Annotated in this window: 15 protein-coding genes; 6 read left to right on the top strand and 9 right to left on the bottom strand. The window is 63.0% G+C overall.

Going from position 1 to position 17,097, the window contains the following annotated elements:
• Positions 1-29: 29 nt before the first annotated feature.
• Complete coding sequence (locus tag AMK05_RS30080; protein WP_064843869.1) at positions 30-389, bottom strand: winged helix-turn-helix transcriptional regulator; 360 nt, start codon at positions 387-389, stop codon at positions 30-32.
• Positions 390-530: 141 nt separating this feature from the next.
• Between AMK05_RS30080 and AMK05_RS30075 the strand changes: the two genes are divergently transcribed.
• Positions 531-992 carry a nuclear transport factor 2 family protein gene (locus AMK05_RS30075; protein WP_064843868.1) on the top strand — a complete coding sequence of 154 codons (462 nt, stop codon included), beginning with the start codon at positions 531-533 and terminating at the stop codon, positions 990-992.
• 52 nt (positions 993-1,044) lie between these two features.
• Here AMK05_RS30075 and AMK05_RS30070 read toward each other — a convergent pair whose 3' ends face one another.
• From AMK05_RS30070 to AMK05_RS30055, 4 genes are all read right to left on the bottom strand, one after another.
• On the bottom strand, positions 1,045-1,512 hold the full coding sequence (locus AMK05_RS30070; protein ID WP_064843867.1) for a response regulator: 468 nt from the start codon (positions 1,510-1,512) through the stop codon (positions 1,045-1,047).
• 165 nt (positions 1,513-1,677) lie between these two features.
• Positions 1,678-3,630 (bottom strand): sensor histidine kinase, encoded by a 1,953-nt coding sequence (locus tag AMK05_RS30065; RefSeq protein ID WP_064843866.1) that lies wholly within the window; start codon positions 3,628-3,630, stop codon positions 1,678-1,680.
• Positions 3,630-4,289: a response regulator gene (locus AMK05_RS30060; protein WP_064843865.1), complete on the bottom strand. Its 660-nt coding sequence runs from the start codon at positions 4,287-4,289 to the stop codon at positions 3,630-3,632. The genes AMK05_RS30065 and AMK05_RS30060 overlap by 1 nt, the downstream gene beginning before the upstream one ends.
• Positions 4,286-5,422, bottom strand: a complete 1,137-nt coding sequence (locus tag AMK05_RS30055) for a sensor histidine kinase (protein WP_237352284.1) — start codon at positions 5,420-5,422, stop codon at positions 4,286-4,288. The genes AMK05_RS30060 and AMK05_RS30055 overlap by 4 nt, the downstream gene beginning before the upstream one ends.
• Before the next feature lie 186 nt (positions 5,423-5,608).
• Here AMK05_RS30055 and AMK05_RS30050 point away from each other — a divergent pair, with 186 nt between their 5' ends.
• Complete coding sequence (locus tag AMK05_RS30050) at positions 5,609-6,064, top strand: SgcJ/EcaC family oxidoreductase (RefSeq protein WP_064843863.1); 456 nt, start codon at positions 5,609-5,611, stop codon at positions 6,062-6,064.
• Between the two features lie 403 nt (positions 6,065-6,467).
• Here AMK05_RS30050 and katG read toward each other — a convergent pair whose 3' ends face one another.
• The gene (gene katG, locus AMK05_RS30045) at positions 6,468-8,654 is read right to left on the bottom strand and encodes a catalase/peroxidase HPI (RefSeq protein WP_064843862.1); all 2,187 of its coding nucleotides are present in this window, start codon (positions 8,652-8,654) and stop codon (positions 6,468-6,470) included.
• A gap of 141 nt (positions 8,655-8,795) precedes the next feature.
• Between katG and AMK05_RS30040 the strand changes: the two genes are divergently transcribed.
• Positions 8,796-9,710: a hydrogen peroxide-inducible genes activator gene (locus tag AMK05_RS30040; protein WP_064843861.1), complete on the top strand. Its 915-nt coding sequence runs from the start codon at positions 8,796-8,798 to the stop codon at positions 9,708-9,710.
• Positions 9,711-9,918: 208 nt separating this feature from the next.
• On the opposite strand, the gene AMK05_RS30035 is transcribed toward AMK05_RS30040, so the two are convergent.
• The 3 genes from AMK05_RS30035 to panC form a co-directional block, all read right to left on the bottom strand.
• On the bottom strand, positions 9,919-11,322 hold the full coding sequence (locus AMK05_RS30035; protein WP_094447699.1) for a pilus assembly protein TadG-related protein: 1,404 nt from the start codon (positions 11,320-11,322) through the stop codon (positions 9,919-9,921).
• A 305-nt stretch (positions 11,323-11,627) separates the two neighbouring features.
• Entirely contained in the window at positions 11,628-12,449 is an 822-nt protein-coding gene (panB, locus tag AMK05_RS30030) for a 3-methyl-2-oxobutanoate hydroxymethyltransferase (RefSeq protein ID WP_064843859.1), read from the bottom strand.
• Complete coding sequence (gene panC / locus AMK05_RS30025) at positions 12,446-13,348, bottom strand: pantoate--beta-alanine ligase (RefSeq protein WP_064843858.1); 903 nt, start codon at positions 13,346-13,348, stop codon at positions 12,446-12,448. Before panC ends, panB begins: the two co-directional genes overlap by 4 nt.
• A gap of 276 nt (positions 13,349-13,624) precedes the next feature.
• Between panC and AMK05_RS30020 the strand changes: the two genes are divergently transcribed.
• From AMK05_RS30020 to AMK05_RS30010, 3 genes are all read left to right on the top strand, one after another.
• Positions 13,625-14,098, top strand: a complete 474-nt coding sequence (locus AMK05_RS30020) for a ProQ/FINO family protein (protein ID WP_064843857.1) — start codon at positions 13,625-13,627, stop codon at positions 14,096-14,098.
• Between the two features lie 195 nt (positions 14,099-14,293).
• On the top strand, positions 14,294-15,280 hold the full coding sequence (locus AMK05_RS30015) for a cytochrome-c peroxidase (RefSeq protein WP_064843856.1): 987 nt from the start codon (positions 14,294-14,296) through the stop codon (positions 15,278-15,280).
• Positions 15,281-15,290: 10 nt separating this feature from the next.
• Positions 15,291-17,096: a methyl-accepting chemotaxis protein gene (locus tag AMK05_RS30010; RefSeq protein ID WP_064843855.1), complete on the top strand. Its 1,806-nt coding sequence runs from the start codon at positions 15,291-15,293 to the stop codon at positions 17,094-17,096.
• The last annotated feature ends 1 nt before the right edge of the window (position 17,097 follow it).

Here is a 17,097-nt window from a genome sequence, read left to right as displayed (position 1 = left end):
TGCTTCTTGCACCTGCCTCGGTTCAAACTCTACAAAGTTTCGTGTCGCTGCCGCGATCGGATGATCGCCGGGTGGTTCTGATCGGCCCATCCGACCAGGGCTTTCATCGGGATGAGGAAGGATCGCCCCAGCTCCGTCAGCTCATATTCCACCCGCGGCGGAACCTCGGGATAGACGGTGCGGCTGATATAGCCGTCCTGCTCCAAGTGCCGCAGTGTCTTGGAGAGCATTTGTTTCGAGATGTCGCCGATCTCGCGCAGCAGCTCGTTGAAGCGCTTCTTGTCGGTTTCCAGCGCCTCGAGCGTCAGCAGGCTCCATTGATCGCCGATGCGATCGAGCACGCCTCTGATCGGGCATCCGGCTCCCGGCCGACCGGTTTCTTCAGGCACCGCGTCCTCCTCTTTGGGTCATCGCCCGCTGACCTTGGCACCCAAAACTGCCTTCTTGTCGGGCATATCGGGGTGTCCTAGACCAGTTTCATAGTCTGTTTCTTAGACTAGATCGTGGATCCATACCAAGGAGCTTGATGCATGACATTCGGGAAATCGCTTTTCGCACTCGCCATTGTGGCGGGCATGGCCATGCCTTCCGGCGCTTTTGCCGCCGCGCGGGATGTGAAGGTCGAGGAAGCCAATCGCAAGCTGGTGGTGGAATTCTACGACCGGTTCTTCAACAAACACGATATCGCCGCCGCCTCGGTCGTCGCGGACGAATATCGGCAGCACAATCCGGAGGTGCCCGATGGCAAGAAGCCCTTCGTCTCCTTCTTCACCGGCTTCTTCAAGGACAATGCCCAGTCGAAGGCCGAAATCGTCCGCAGTTCGGCAGACGGCGATCTCGTCTGGCTGCATGTGCATGCGACGAACGGCACCGAGGACCGCGGCCAGGCGATCGTCGATATTTTCCGCGTCAAGGACGGCAAGATCGTCGAACACTGGGATGTGATCCAGGCGGTTCCGAAAGACGCCGCCAACAAGAACACCATGTTCTGATCGGAATTCTGGGCCGGCTTCCAGCCGGCTCCAATTTCGGCGGGGGCCGCGATCAATCGATTCGCGGACGTTCCGATTTCGGCGTCGCCAGCCCGTATTTGGCAAGCTCCAGCGTCAGGATCCGGGTTTCGAGCAGGTTGAAGATCCGCAGGACGGCCTCGATCGCGTCGAAGGGCTTCGTCAGGAAATCCTTCGCGCCGAGGGAGAGCGCCCGCCTGCGCGTCGGCAGGGTCGCATCGGCGGTCAGGACCAGGATCGGCAGGTAGCTGTTTTCGGGAATGAGCCTTGCGAAGGTCTCCAGCAGCGCGAAGCCGTTGAGATCGGGCATCATCAGGTCGAGAAGAACGAGATCGACCGGATGCTCGCGGAAAAGCCGCAAGGCTTCGCGCGGCTCGGTGGTGCTGATCAGCGCTTTGAAGCCTTCGCGCTTGAGGATGCGCTCCAGCAGCGACACATTGGCGGGCTCGTCGTCGACGATCAGGATCGTTGAGGCTCGCACAATATCGGTGGAATCTGCCATGGACCAAAACCCGCGACGTCATCCTCGGCTTTGTGCCGAGGCTCTACGCCGGCCCAATTAAGTTTCTAAAAATAAATGCTTTCCCGTCAAGCAATTACCGTGGTCAGACGCTCGGCACAAGGCCGAGCATGACGGAGGAGAGCATTTCAACAAACTGCCGGCGCCTTACGGCACCGCGACATCTTGTGCCGCGGCGTCCCGCATCGCCACCGGTGCGCGCGGCAGATCGATATGGAAGGTGGCGCCGCCTTGGTCGTTGCTGAAGCCGAGCGTCCCGCCCATGGCCTCTATCAGATGTTTCGACAGCGCAAGCCCGAGGCCCGTCCCCTCCTGGTTGATCCGCTCGGCCCCCAGCCGGTCGAACGGCGTGAACAGCCTGATGACGCGGTCGGCGGGGATGCCGGGACCGGTATCGCTGACTTCGATCCGAATGCGATCCCCGATTGCGCGGGGGCTGACGGTAACGCTTCCCTGATGACGATTGTATTTCACCGCATTGGAGAGGAGGTTCAGGAACACCTGCAGCAGCCGCCGCCGGTCGGCGAGCACGAGCAGATCCGGTTCGGCCGGCGCGGTGACTTGGATCCGGATCTGCTGCTTGCCGCAGAGCGGCCTTGCCAGCGATACCGCTTCATCGATCACTTCGGCGACGGGCTGCGGCTCGACAGCGAGATCCATGCGGCCGGCCTCGATTCTGGCCATATCGAGAACCTCGTCGATCAGGCTGAGCAGATGCCGGCCGGCTCTCAGGATCTGCGCGACGCTCTCCCTGGAATCGGCATCGGTCAGATCCATTTCCAGAAGCTGGGCGAAACCGAGAACGGCGTTCAGCGGCGTGCGCAGTTCGTGGCTCATGCGCGACAGGAATTCGCTTTTGGCGTTGCTGGCGCGGATCGCATCCTCGCGGGCGGCAAGCAGGGCCTCCTCGAATTTCTTGCGCTCGGTAATGTCGCGGGTGATCTTGGAAAAGCCGCGCAGGCGGCCCGTCTCGTCATGGAGCGCGGTAACGACGACATGCGACCAGAACCGCGATCCGTCCTTGCGCAGGCGCCAGCCTTCCGCTTCCGTGCGCCCATTGCCGGCTGCCTTGGAAAGCTCTTCCGCGGGAAAGCTGTCCCTGCTGTCTTCGGGATAAAAGCGGGAAAAATGCTGGCCGACGATCTCCTCGGTGCCGTAGCCGGTGATCCGCTCGGCGCCCGCATTCCAGCTCACCACCTGCCCATGGGGATCGAGCCCGAAGATGCCGTAATCGCTGACGCCCTCGACCAGTTGCCGGAATCGTTCCTCGCTCTCGGTCAGATCGGCCTCGCGCCTTTTCAGAAGGATGCTCGCATCTTCCAGCGCCTGCTCGAGGCTGCCGAGTTCATCGCGGAAGGGATCGGCCACCGTGACGACCTCGCCTTGCGACAGGAGATGCGCCTGGGCCTTCAATGCGTGCACGCGGCGCACGATGCTTGCCGAAAACAGGAAGACGGCGGCGAGCGCACCGGCAAAACCGAGGAAGCCGGCTGATATCATCAGGCTGCGCGACAGGGTGCGGACCTGGTCGGCGGTCTCTGTCCTGGCGTGAAGGAGATCGGCCTCCCGCCGGTTCATCGCGTCGATCTCCTGCCTCAGCACATCGAGCACCTGTTTGCCCTCGATGAGCTTGGCGGCAAGATCCTCGCGGCCGCCGGTGCGCAGGATGTCGGCCTGTTTCAACAGCTGGAGACGGTCGACTTTGGCGTCGACCAGGGCGCGGATGCGGTCGAGGCGGGCCTTCTGCTCTTCATCCCGCAGCCGGCGGCCGACTTCGTCGAGCACCACGGGCAGCCTGTCCTCGGCCCGGTTGAAGGGGTCGAGAAAATCGGGCCTGCCGGTCAGGAGGTATCCCCGCATCGCCGTCGCGGCTTCGGCGATCAGGGCGTGAAGCTCCTGAATGCCCGACTGTATCTCCAGCGTCACCCGCACCTGATCCTCGGCGATCCGGCTTTGCCGGTCGGCGACGAAGACCGAGGCGAGAGCCGCCAAGAGCAGCGCCAGCGGCACCATGATGATGACGATGCCTTTCGCCCGCAGCGGAAGGTCGGCGAAGCGCAGCGCCCGCCGGCCCGCTGTTGCCGTCATTGTCCGGGTCATCACTGCTCTTCTCCGGCGGTTGCGACGAGCCCGCCGCGCACGGCCATGACGGCGGCCTGCGTCCGGTCGCCGGCGCCGAGCTTGCCGATGATGCGTTCGACATGGATTTTGACGGTACCGGGCGAAATCTTCAGCGCCCGGCCGATCTCCTTGTTGGTCAGGCCCCCGGCCACTTTCGTCAGCACCTCGCGCTCGCGCACCGTCAGTGTTTCCAGGCCGCTATTGTTGGTCTGCGGCTTGGTCGCGGCGCGCTTCAAGAGCCTTGCGACCAGCGGGCCGTCGAAGAAGGCGTCGCCTGCCAGCACGCGGCGGATCGTGCGCAGAATGTCGTCGCGACTGGCGTCTTTCAGCAGATAGCCGGTGGCCCCGGCCTCGATCGCCGCTTCCAGATAATCGAGACTGTCATGCATGGTGATGATCATCACCCGCGTCCCCGGCGACACGCGGCGGATCTCGCGGGTGGCGGCGAGGCCGTCCATGCGCGGCATGCGGATGTCGAGCAGTGCCAGGTCCGGCTTGCGGGCAGCACAAGCGTCCACGGCTTCCACGCCGTCGCGCACATCAAGGGCGACATGGAAATCGTCCTGGCCGCCGATCATGGCGATCAGCCCGGCGCGGGCGATGTCATGATCGTCGGCAACGAGAATGGAGGCTGTCATTCCGATATCGTCTCCTGCTGAAGGGGTGCGAAGGCGCGAACATAAGTGCCGCCCGAAGTTCCAGCGCCGATCTCGATGCGGCCGCCGAGCAGCGCCAGCCGCTCGCGCATGCCGACGATGCCGAGTCGCGCACCCCGCTCCTGAATTTGGGGCTGGGTGGGTCCGATGCCCTTTCCATCATCGATCACTTCGAGATGGGCGTCACCCGCGCTGTCCTCGAAGAGGCGCACGATGAGCCGGCGCGCCTTTGCATGCTTGATCACATTGGTGATCGCTTCCTGCGCGACGCGGTAGAAGATGATCCCGGTCGATGCCGGCCAGCGGTCGGCGTCGGCGTCGAGATCGGCGATCACCTCCATGCCTTCGATCGCATCGAGGCGGGTGCGCAGTGCGGCCGCGACGCCGAGATCGTCGAGTTCGGGTGGGCGAAGATCGGCGATGGCGGCGCGAAGATCGGCGACGGAGCGGCGCGCGAGGGCTGCGAGCTGGTCGATCTCCGGCTTCAACGCATGCGCTTGGCCGATGCGGGCGGCGAGGTCCTGCAGGCGGTAGCTGAGGCCGGCGGCAAGCTGCGCCGAGCCGTCGTGCAGATCGAGCGCCACCCGCTGCCGCTCCTGCTCCTGTGCCTGGATCAACTGCGCGACGAGGGCCGCAAGCTCGCTGCGCTGCCGTTCGAGATCGCCGAGCAGCGCCTGCTTTTCCGCCGCCTGCCGTTCGAGATTGCAGGCGTCGGCGAGCTGGCCCGCCACCACCTCCAAGGTTTGCCGGTCGTCGGCATCGACGGGCCGTCCTCTCGACGGGCCGATGAGTGTCAGATGGAGATCGGAACCATCCTGCGAGGCAAACAGGATGCCATCGCTTTCCGGGCTCCTCGATTGCCCGACGGTCAGCTGCATGGGCGCCTCTGCCCGCAAGGACGGGAAGACGAGCCTGGCAAGCGAGGCCCCGGCGAAATCGGCAAGCCGGGACAGAACCTCCGGGGCGGCCGTTTCGAATGTTTGCGCATCGAGCAGGTTTCGCACTTCGATGATGAAACGCAGCCGCGCCGCCCGTGCCTCCGCCGCCCTGTAAAGCGCTCTCATCTCCGCGACATCAGGCGAACGCGCCGTATCTATGTTATGCTCCAGGCCCAAGGGGACTGCTCCTGAAATGAATGACGCGGGCACGATAGTCATTCCAGTGCGAATGTCATCTATGCCGTTCGGCAGATCGGATCGGAGCCACCCGGCAGATGGGAGCAGCAGTGGCGGGCTCTTAGATATTGGTCATGCGGTCGACCGAAGCGATATCCGCCGGAACCGCCAGATAGGAAGCCAAATATGCGTACCATCATTGCTGCCGCCCTCGTCCTCGGTTTCGTTCAGGTCCAGTCGGCTGCAGCGGCCGAAACGGCGACTTGCGCGCCGGTGAGCGAAGAGCAGGTCGCCAAGCTCTTCGACCGCTGGAACGCCTCGCTCGCAACGCTGAGCCCTCAGAAAGTCGCCAAGAACTACAGCGAAGACTCGGTGCTGCTGGCGACGCTCGCGAACAAGCCGCGCCTCACCCAGGAAGAGCGGATCGATTATTTCACGCACTTCCTGGAAAAGGAGCCCAAGGGCCACATCGACAGCCGTGACATCAAGCTCGGCTGCAACTGGGCCGTCGATACCGGCACCTACACCTTCACGCTGAAGGACGGCTCCAAGGTCCCGGCCCGCTATACCTACACCTACGAGTTCAAGGACGGGAACTGGCTGATCACCTCGCACCACTCTTCGATGATGCCGGAGAAGTAAGGTTTCATCGACCTGTTGGTCCGGCAGGAAGACCCCGTGTTCACCCCACACGGGGTTTTCCGCTGTTGACGGACGGAAGAGAAGGCGTGCCGTGGCCGCCCCCTCTGCCCTGCCGGGCATCTCCCCCACAGGGGAGATTGGCTGGGCGCGATGGTTTCCTCAAACAACTACCGCAGACTCCGAGACGGTAGAGAGGGAGCGATGATCCAGCCCCCATCCGATCTCTCCCGTTGTGGAGATGCCCGGCAGGGCAGAGGGGGGCGGCCACGGCACGCCTTCTCTTTCTTGTGAAACACGCCGCATCGCGGGAGGAGAAGGAATGCGTTGGAAACGCACGGTATTTCAATTGAGGCGAAAAAGCCCGGGCGCAGCCGAAGCTGCGCCCGGGTGAAATGCTTGCCGATCAGACGAGATCGAAGCGGTCTGCATTCATGACCTTGGTCCAGGCGGCGACGAAGTCCTTGACGAACTTCTCTTTGGCGTCGGCCTGGCCGTAGACTTCGGCGAAGGCGCGCAGCTGCGAGTGCGAGCCGAAGATCAGATCGACGCGGGTGCCGGTCCACTTGGCGGCACCGGTCTTGCGGTCGCGGCCTTCATAGACGCCGTCCTTGCCGGCGGCCGGAACCCACTGGGTGCCCATGTCGAGCAGGTTGACGAAGAAGTCGTTCGTCAGCGTTTCCGGACGCGCGGTGAAGACGCCGTGTTCCGGCTGGCCGGCCTTCAGCACGCGCAGGCCGCCGACGAGAACGGTCATTTCGGGGCCGGTCAGCGTCAGCAACTGAGCGCGGTCGACGAGTGCTTCCTCAGGCTTCATGAACTGCAGGCGCTTGCCGTTCACATAGTTGCGGAAACCGTCGATCCGCGGCTCGAGCGCCGCGAAGGAATGCGCGTCGGTCTGTGCCTCGGAGGCGTCGGTGCGGCCAGGCGTGAACGGCACGCTGACGGTATTGCCGCCGGCGGCCGCCGCCTTTTCGACGCCGGCTGCACCGGCAAGCACGATCAGGTCGGCCAGCGAGATCTTCTTGCCCCCGGTCTGGGCGGCGTTGAAGTCTTTCCGGAGGCTTTCGAGAACGCCAAGCACCTTGGCGAGCTGGGCCGGCTGGTTGGCTTCCCAGTCCTTCTGCGGGGCAAGGCGGATGCGCGCGCCGTTGGCGCCGCCGCGCTTGTCGGAGCCGCGGAAGGTCGAGGCGGACGCCCAGGCGGTGGAGATCAGTTCCTGCACGCTGAGGCCGGTGGCGAGAACCTTGGCCTTCAGCTCGGCAATGTCCTTGTCGTCGACGAGCGGATGGTCGACGGCCGGGATTACGTCCTGCCAGATCAGGTCTTCGGCAGGCACCTCAGGACCGAGGTAGCGCACCTTCGGGCCCATGTCGCGGTGGGTCAGCTTGAACCAGGCGCGGGCGAAAGCATCGGCGAACTCGGCCGGATTTTCGAGGAAGCGGCGCGAGATCTTCTCGTAGACCGGATCGAAACGCAGTGCCAGGTCGCTGGTCAGCATGGTCGGCAGATGCTTCTTGCCGGCATCGTAAGCATCCGGAATGGAGGCTTCGGCGTTCTTGGCCTGCCACTGCTTCGCGCCGGCCGGGCTCGTCGTCAGCTCCCATTCGAAGGCGAAGAGGTTTTCGAAGAAGTAGTTGCTCCACTTGGTCGGCGTCTGCGACCAGGTGACTTCGAGGCCGGCGGTGATCGCATCCTTGCCGACACCGGTGCCGAACGAGCTCTTCCAGCCGAGGCCCTGATCCTCGATCGCGCCGCCTTCCGGCTCGGCGCCGATCAGCGACGGGTCGCCCGCGCCATGCGTCTTGCCGAAGGTGTGGCCGCCGGCGATCAGCGCGACGGTCTCTTCGTCGTTCATCGCCATGCGGGCGAAGGTTTCGCGGATGTCGCGCGCCGAAGCGAGCGGATCGGAATTGCCGCCCGGGCCTTCCGGGTTGACGTAGATGAGACCCATCTGCACGGCGCCGAGCGGTTCGGCCAGCTGGCGTTCGCCGCTGTAGCGCTCGTCGCCGAGCCAGGTGCCTTCAGGACCCCAGTAGAGCTCTTCCGGCTCCCAGACGTCGGCACGGCCGCCGGCGAAGCCGAAGGTCTTGAAGCCCATGGATTCGAGCGCGACGTTGCCGGTGAGGATCAGCAGGTCGGCCCAGGAAATGCGGTTGCCGTATTTCTGCTTGATCGGCCAGAGCAGGCGGCGGGCCTTGTCGAGGTTGGCATTGTCAGGCCAGCTGTTCAGCGGCGCAAAACGCTGCTGGCCCTGACCGGCGCCGCCGCGGCCGTCGGTGATGCGGTAGGTGCCGGCGCTGTGCCAGGCCATGCGGATGAAGAGGCCGCCGTAATGGCCGAAGTCGGCCGGCCACCAGTCCTGCGAATCTGTCATCAGCGCGGTAAGATCCTGCTTCAGCGCCTCGAGATCGAGCTTCTTGAATTCCTCGGCATAGTCGAAGGCCTGGCCGAGCGGGTCGGCGCGGCCGGAGTTGTGGTGAAGCATCTGCACGTTCAGCTGGTTCGGCCACCAGTCGCGGTTCGACCGGCCGGCGGGAGCCTTGTGATGTGCAACAGGACATTTGCCTGTGCTGTCAGTGGGATTGTCCATGATTGTCTCCTTCATTGCTTGATCTGTCTGCCGTTCAAAAGTCGAGCCGAGTGGGCATCCCGCTCTGCCTTGCTGTCTTCATATCGGAAGCATATGATAATTTTAAGTTGGATTTACTGATTGCTGCGATAAGTTGAACTTATGAAGAACCTGACCCTGAAACAGCTGCGTTATTTCGAAGCCCTTGCAAGGGATGGGCGCTTCCGGCGCGCAGCCGAGGCCTGCGCCATTTCCCAGCCGGCCCTCTCCATGCAGATCAAAGAACTTGAGCAGGAGTTGGGCAGCGAGCTTTTCGAGCGCAGCGCGCGCGAGGTGAAACTGACGGCCTTCGGCCAGACCTTCGCTCTGAGGGTCCGCGAGATCCTGCGCGCCGTGGACGAGCTGGGGGAACTGGCGCGCGCCTCACGCGATTCCTTCCTGACGCGGCTGCGCATCGGCATCATCCCGACGATCGCCCCCTATCTGCTGCCGGTCATCATAAACGATCTGAACAAAACTTTCGCCGGCATTCAGATCGAAGTGCGCGAGACGCAGACGGCAAAGCTGGTTCAGGAGTTGGCGCAAGGCCAGCTGGATACGGCGATCGTCGCGCTGCCGGTGTCGGAACCGTCGCTGACCGAGTTCGAACTCTTCAAGGAGGAGTTCGTGCTGGTGCGGCGGCCCGAAGACGAAGGCAAGCCGGTGCCCGAACGCGAAGCGCTACGCGAAATGCGGCTGCTGCTGTTGGAAGAAGGCCACTGCTTCCGCGATCAGGCGCTGTCGTTCTGCAAGATCGGGCCGGCCCGCCCGCGCGAAGTCATGGAAGGCAGCTCGCTCTCCACCCTGGTCCAGATGGTCAGCGCCGGAATCGGCATTACCTTGATCCCGGAAATGGCCGTTCCGATCGAAACACGCTCGGCGCAGGTTTCGATCTCCCGCTTCCAGTCTCCGCAGCCGTCGCGAACGATCGGCATGGTCTGGCGCAATTCCACCCCCATGGCCAAACAGCTCCTGCAGGTCTCCGAGGCGGTTCGCCGCTCGGCGGAGGCGATGCGCGAGCAGCATGCCGGGGGGTGAACGGGCCATGGTTGTTCAGTGGTGCCCAAGACCCCGCCCCAAACCCCTCCCCACAAGGGGGAGGGGCTTAACTTGCGGCACTGCCTCACTCCGAAATCAGCGCCACGAATGGTGTGATCGAGGTAAAACCGGTGCAGCATTCTAGCCCCTCCCCCTTGTGGCGAGGGGTTGGGGAGGGGTTTGGGGTCGCAATGGGCGCCCTCGGCGACTACTGTGTCAGCCGCAACGTATCCCCGCGAATGGCAGCGGCGATCGTCTCGTAGACGGTCTTGATGGTGGCCGGCGATGCGGTGAAAAAATGTGCGGTATTGGTGGCGCAGTTGCGAATGTTCACCACATCGGCATCGCTGCTATAAGACAGCGTATAGATTTCGATGCCGCTCTTCTTCATCGCTGAGCATGCGGCCTGCATCGCGGAGGTGGCCACCTTGTTGCACGCTGACGATGGCGATTGAGAGCAGATCCAATCGAACTTGCCGCTTGGGTCATATTTCGTGTTCATCTCGCCGTCGGTCATGAACACCATGACTTTCTGCACGGAATCGGATGCGACCGCCGGCGAGGACTTGTCGCCCCACACGCCCTTCCATTTCGGCGACAAGGTGTACCATCCCGCGACCACGCCGGCGTCCAGGCGGGTGGAGCCTTCGGATGTCAGCTGGGTCACGACGTTTTTCAGATAGGTGAAGTCGCCGGTCAGCGGCGTGATCGGCGGCGGACAGAAGCTCGTTCCCGATTTGGGATTGGCGTCCATCGCGACGAAGGCGGATGTGGTCGGCGGCGCATCGCTGACACCATAGGTGCCGATTGCGCCGGCATCCCTGACCTCGACATCGGCGCGGGGCTCGATGCAACCCATCCAGTAGTAATTTGTGGACGTGGACATAACCGGCGTAACGCCGTCGATCCAATAACCGAGCTTATAGCTGGAGGAAGTGTAGACGGATTTCGGATCGGTCCAGCGTTTGGGAACCGCAGCTGCTCCATTATACGATTGAAGCCAGGCCGTATTCCCCATGCCGATGTTGACGCGGCTGGAAAAAGGCACGATCGAGATTTTGGTTTTGTCGACGAGCGCGGCGTTGGACGAGAAGGCATGCAGAAAGCCGCTGACCGCGGTTTGCATCGGTGCGAAACGGTTCTCCTCGATCATCGAACTCGACACGTCGAGAACCAGCGCGATCTCCAATTGCTTCACCCCCGGCAAGGCTGCGCAGGACCTGATACTGATCGGAACGGACTGGATATTGGCCACTTGCATGAAGGTAGTGGGGACGGCGTCCGCGACGTCGAGGCATAGTTCCGCTTCATCGCTCGACACTTCCGGTTTGCCGGCGATGGCTGTCTTGGGCGCCCCATTCGCCGACAGGAAGGCGCTGACCGTGCTCGAGATGTTCGCCTCCGGCATCCCATGCTTATATTTCGATGCAGCCGCGAGCACCGCGGAATCTGCGGCCGACTGCAAATCTATTCGATCGTTGTAAGCTCTGATGAAATCGATGGAGGCGCCGACTGCGAGAAGCAGAGGCACCGCGACCAAAATGAAGATGATTGCGACGGCTCCGTCGCGATTGTCGGTCAGGCGGGAAAGGGAAAAGAAACGGCGTGTCATATCGATCGGCTCAAAATATCTTTAGTTTTCTCATGTCCTCCCGAGGCAGGGCTACGGCGGCACCGTTAACGACCAGGAAATGCCAGGCCGTGTGGGAACGATAGGGGAAATTTTCTGGCGCGAATCGTATAGACCGCTCTAATTCTGGATATCTTGGCGCGGATCGACGCGCTTCATTGCCTTCGCCGGGAAGGCTTCGAGCGGACGGCGTCACTCGGCCGGGCTCTCAAACGAACATCGAACCCGCTCTGTGGCGCGTATCGATCGACGCGCCGGCTGCATGCAGCCGGGCTCAGCCCCTCGCCTTACGGGCGCCGTTTGAACGTATGCTCGGCTGCCGGAAATTTTCGCGACCGGACTTCGTCGGCATAGGCCGCAGCCGCAGCCGCGATCCTCTTGCCGAGTTCGTCGTAACGCTTGACGAAACGCGGCGTGAAATCGTTGAAGAGCCCCAGAATGTCGTCGGACACCAGAACCTGGCCGTCGCAGGCGGAAGAGGCGCCGATACCGATGGTCGGTATGTGCATGGCTGAAGTCACCTCCCGGGCAAGCGGCTCCACCGTGCCTTCGATGACGGCCGCAAAGGCGCCCGAGCCGCCGATGGCGTGCGCGTCGCGCCGGATCTTCGACGTCTCATGCTCCGAATGGCCGACGGAACGATAGCCTCCGGCGGTATGAACCTGCTGCGGCATCAGGCCGATATGTCCCATGACCGGGACGCCTCGCTTCGTCAGAAAAGCGATGGTCTCGGCCATCTCCTCGCCGCCCTCCAGCTTGACGGCATCGCAGCCGGTTTCCTGCAGGATGCGGACGGCATTGCGGAAGGCAACCTCTTTCGATTCCTGATAACTGCCGAACGGCATGTCGACGACGACGCAAGCCTTGCTAACACCGCGCATCACAGCCTTGCCATGGGCGATCATCATGTCGAGCGTGACGCCGATGGTGGTCTCCATGCCGTAGAGCACCATGCCGAGCGAGTCTCCGACCAGCAGCAGGTCGCAATGCTCATCGAGGAGGCGCGCCATCGGCGTCGTATAGGCGGTCAGGCAGACGATCGGCTTGCCACCCTTCATAGCGCAGATGCGCGTCGGCGTCAGGCGCATTTGAGATCCGGTCGCGCTCATTTCGTCACTCCCTTTCCCGGCTGGCCCTTCCCGCCGATAACCCCGGCAATCCGGTTGTTGCGGACCACCCGGTTGTCGAGGAGCCGCGTCGAGCCGAACCGGACGAAAAGCGCCACGACGACGGGCTCTTCGATCGAGCTGACCGGCTCAAGCGTCGAAGCGTCTCTGACGGCGACGACTTCGGGCTTTGCCAAAGGTTCGCGACCGAGGAATTCGGTGAGCTTGGCTTCCAATTCCTTGGCATCCGTCAGGCCGTCGGCAACCAGGCGCTCCGCCTCGTCGAGGGTCTGCGGGACGATCGCCGCGGCACGTCGCTCCTCAGCACTGAGATAGACATTGCGCGACGACAATGCGAGGCCGTCGCCGTCCCTGACGGTCGGCACCGATATCACCCGCACCGGCACAGCCAGATCATCGACCATGCGTTTGATGATGACGACCTGCTGGTAGTCCTTCTCTCCGAAATAGGCGGTCTGCGGCTGCACGATGTTGAAAAGCTTGTTGACGACCGTGGCGACGCCGGCAAAGTGCCCGGGCCGGACCGCCCCTTCGAGTTCATGCCCGAGATCGGGAACGTCGACCACGGTCAGCATGGGCCGGGGATACATATCCTCGACGCCGGGCGAAAAAAGGAAATTGACCCCGGCCTGCTTCAGCATGGCTGCGTCGCGTTCCAGATCGCGCGGATATTTGCTCAGGTCTTCGGCCGGGCCGAACTGCAGCGGATTGACGAAAATCGAAACGACGACGATGTCGTTCTCGGCGCGGGCGCGCGAGACGAGTTCCATATGACCGGCATGAAGATAGCCCATCGTCGGAACGAGGCCGACCGTGCGCCCCTGCCGCTTCAGCGCATCGAGCGTGTGGCGCAGCTCATCAATGCTCGAGAAAACCCGCATATATCCTCCCTGCTGCCGGTCACTCCATCTTGGGCGCGGATAAGGACTGTAATCGATGCTGGAGGTCAATGCATATTCTGCGATAAAAACGATTAGATGGAACGGCATGCCGAACACCGAGCGATATCAGCCCGGGAAAACGGCATTTGACCATGGGGTTCCCGCACCGCTTCCGAGCCGCTTGCAGGCGGACCGGCGATGTGCGACTTCCATGGCTCGCCCTATCCGTCAAGATACCATCACAGTCGGTCGCTATGGACGTTACATGGAGGACGCATGGACAAACCCTGGAAGATCAGCCGCGGACCGATTGCGGCAACCGAACTCGACGTGGAGAAGGCAACCGCGATCAACATGCTGTTGATCCGGCCGGTCGCCGTGCTTCCGGCCAAAGCGGGAGATCCGATCCGTCCTTTTGCCGTCGGTCTTTTCAATGAACTCCGTCCGCTTCTGAAACCTGACGCCGGCGTCACGGCGCTGCGGCGGGCCACCGCCGCCTACGTCCACTGCCGACGCTACTATTTCGCCAGCGCCCAACCCGATGCCATGCGCCATGACCTTGCCGGCGAACCCGTCGAACCGCTGTCGCCCGAAGACCGGCTCGTCGCGCAAAAGCGCTTCCTGAGCCTCAAGCAGAGCACCAGCAAAGCCGAAGCGCCCGAGCAGCCCGCACCGGTTCCCCCTCCCCTCTTGAGCAAAAGCGAACAGATCCGCGCAGCCCTGCTCGGCAAAGGGAACGCCGTCAGCTAGATCCGTGTAGTGCTGGATCGAAGAATAGAGCGCCGCTTGTTCAAATGAGGTGATGATCTGCGGCTTATAGACGATCGCCGTGTCGATTCGTCAAAACCTTCGTGTTCTCCTCAGGTATGTTTTGCTTTACACAGCATTAATGCAATTGCGCTAATTTTAGCACCAACCACAACCCGGTTCGGATTTGCTAATGCCATGCGTTTTCTGATTGCAGCTTCCCTCTTCGCATTGGCCGCAGCAGAGCCCGGCGCGGCCGCCGATCTTTCCGCCTATAAACGGCCGCTGACAGTTCCTTTCCAGGGGGTGACGGCCTATTCTCCGCAATTGGCGACGCTCGGCAAGATGCTGTTCTTCGACCCCCGGCTTTCCGGGAACAAGAACATGACCTGCGCCAGCTGTCATAATCCGTCCTTCGGCTTCGAGACGCCTGTGAAGACGCCGATCGGCGCGGCCAATACCGCGCTCGGGCGCCAGGCGCCAACGGTTTTGAACGTTGCCTGGGTGTCGCCCTTCTTCTGGGACGGCCGTGCGCCGAACCTGGAGCAGCAGGCGGCGGGCCCAATCACCGCAGCCGCCGAAATGAACGGCAAGCTCGACGACGCCGTGAGCGAAATGCAGGATATACCCGACTACAAGAAGTGGTTCGGCGAGGTCTTTCCCGATAAGGGCATCAGCAAGGAGACGCTGCTGACGGCCATCGCCACCTATGAGCGGACGGTGGTTTCCAACTGGTCGCCCTTCGACCGCTGGGTGGATGGCGACGAGAAAGCGGTCTCCGACAGCGCCAAGCGCGGCTTCGAGCTGTTCACCGGCACGGCCGGCTGTTCCGCCTGCCATTCGGGCTGGAATTTTACCGACAACAAGTTCCATGACATCGGCCTGCCGAGTGAGGATATCGGCCGCTACAAAATCGACGCGAGCAGCCCTGGCAATAAATACGCTTTCAAGACGCCCGGCCTGCGCAACACGCTCTACCGTGGTCCTTATATGCACGATGGCAGCTTGAAGAGCATGGACGAGGTGATCGTCCATTACGAAAGTGGCGGCGTCAGCCGTCCGTCGCTCGATCCGGCGATGTCGCCCTTCCTGCTGACGGAAGAGGAGAGCAAGGATCTGGTCGCCTTTCTGGGAACTTTGACCGCGGAAAAGCAAGACATCCCCTTGCCGACGCTGCCGAACTGAGGTGCAGGCAATGAAACTCTCCATACGCATGCAGATTCTCGTGCCGATGGTGGCCACGATCGTCGTCGGCTTCGGCAGCGCATTCCTGATCGGCTACCAGGCAATCACCGGCCAGACCCGGGTCGCCGCGGTGGTGCAGGAGGCGGTGAACGCCAAGCTGGCCTCCGCGCATATCGAACAGCAGTTCAGACAGGCCACATCAGTTGTCGACCGGGTGCTGTCGATGACGAATTTCGTGCCGGCGACCGAGGTCAAGGCGGAATTCGACGCGACCGACGGCGCGCTCTCGCAATCGCTCGATGAGCTTGGCCGCGTCGACCTGGCAGCTTCGCTGACCGAAGGCGTGCGATCGCTCGGCGAGGCGCATGAGGTCTGGGAAAAGGATGTCAGGATCAGCCTTGGCCTGGAGCAGGCGGACGAGGTGCCGACGGCCGAAAAGCTGGCGCGCTCGCAGCAGGCGATCCTGAGCGGGATTGCCGCCGTCAACGCTATCGTCGATAAGATCGCGACCGAGAGTGTGGCTGAAGCCGGCAGCGCGCTGGAGACGAAGATCGAAATCGAATTGGCCTTGGCGGGCCTTGCCGCGATCCTCGGCCTCGGCATCCTGATCGCCATTGCCCGGCATGTGTCGCGCCCGATCCAGCGCATCACCCAATCCATGCAGGAACTCGCAGGCGGCGAGACCGACAAGGCGATCCCCTATGCGGGGCGCCGCGACGAGATCGGCCTGATGGCCGGTTCGGTGGAAGTCTTCCGTCAGAACGCCATCGCCCGCACCCGGCTCGAAAACGAGGCGGAGCAGAACCGGCGGCTGGCGGAAGCAAACCGGCTGGCGGATCAAGAGCAGGCCGAGGCGAGCGCGGCCGAGCGGCTAACGGTCGCCACGTCGGGCCTGGCGGCCGGGCTGAAGCGGCTCGCCGAGGGTGACCTCGCTTTCAAGCTCGCAGACCGGTTCGCGGCGGAATTCGAACCGCTCCGGCATGATTTCAACGCCTCCGTCGAGCAGCTCGGCGGCACGCTGCTTTCCGTCTCCGAAAGCGTATCGATCATCAACTCCGGCACCCGTGAGATCAGCAACGGCTCCAACGAACTCTCCGGCCGCACCGAGCGGCAGGCGGCGACGCTCGAACAGACCGCTGCGGCGTTGAGCGCCGTGACTGCCAAAGTGACGGAAGCCTCCAAGATCGCCGACGAGGCCCGCGGCGTCGCCGACAGCGCCAATCGCAGCGCCATGGCATCGGGCAAGGTGGTGGCGCAGACGGTCGAGGCCATGGGGCAGATCGAGGAATCGTCGAAGCAGATCAACAATATCATCGCCGTCATCGACCAGATTGCCTTCCAGACCAACCTCCTGGCGCTGAATGCCGGCGTCGAGGCGGCCCGGGCCGGCGAGGCCGGCAAGGGTTTTGCCGTCGTCGCCCAGGAGGTGCGCGAACTCGCGCAACGCTCGGCCCAGGCGGCCAAGGAGATCAAGGATCTGATCGGGCGGGCATCCGCCAAGGTCAGCACCGGTGTCGAACTGGTCAGCCAGACCGGCGCAGCCCTTGGCGACATCGGCCGCTTCATCGTCGATATCAACCGGTTCATGGAAGCACTGGCAGGCGCGGCGCGCGAGCAGTCGACCAACCTGTCGGAAGTCAATGCGGCCATGCACCAACTCGACCAGGTGACCCAGCAGAATGCCGCAATGGTGGAGGAAACCACGGCGGCCAGCGTGACGTTGGCGAGCGAGGCCGAACGCCTGCGCGAATTGGTCACCCAGTTCGAATTGGGCAGGGCGGCGCCTGGCACACGGAGCTATCGCGACGCAGCGTGAG

Origin of the sequence: Rhizobium sp. N324, from assembly GCF_001664485.1 — a bacterium.
In the GTDB taxonomy this organism is placed as follows: Bacteria; Pseudomonadota; Alphaproteobacteria; order Rhizobiales; family Rhizobiaceae; genus Rhizobium.
This window is presented reverse-complemented; position numbering and strand designations above follow the sequence as displayed.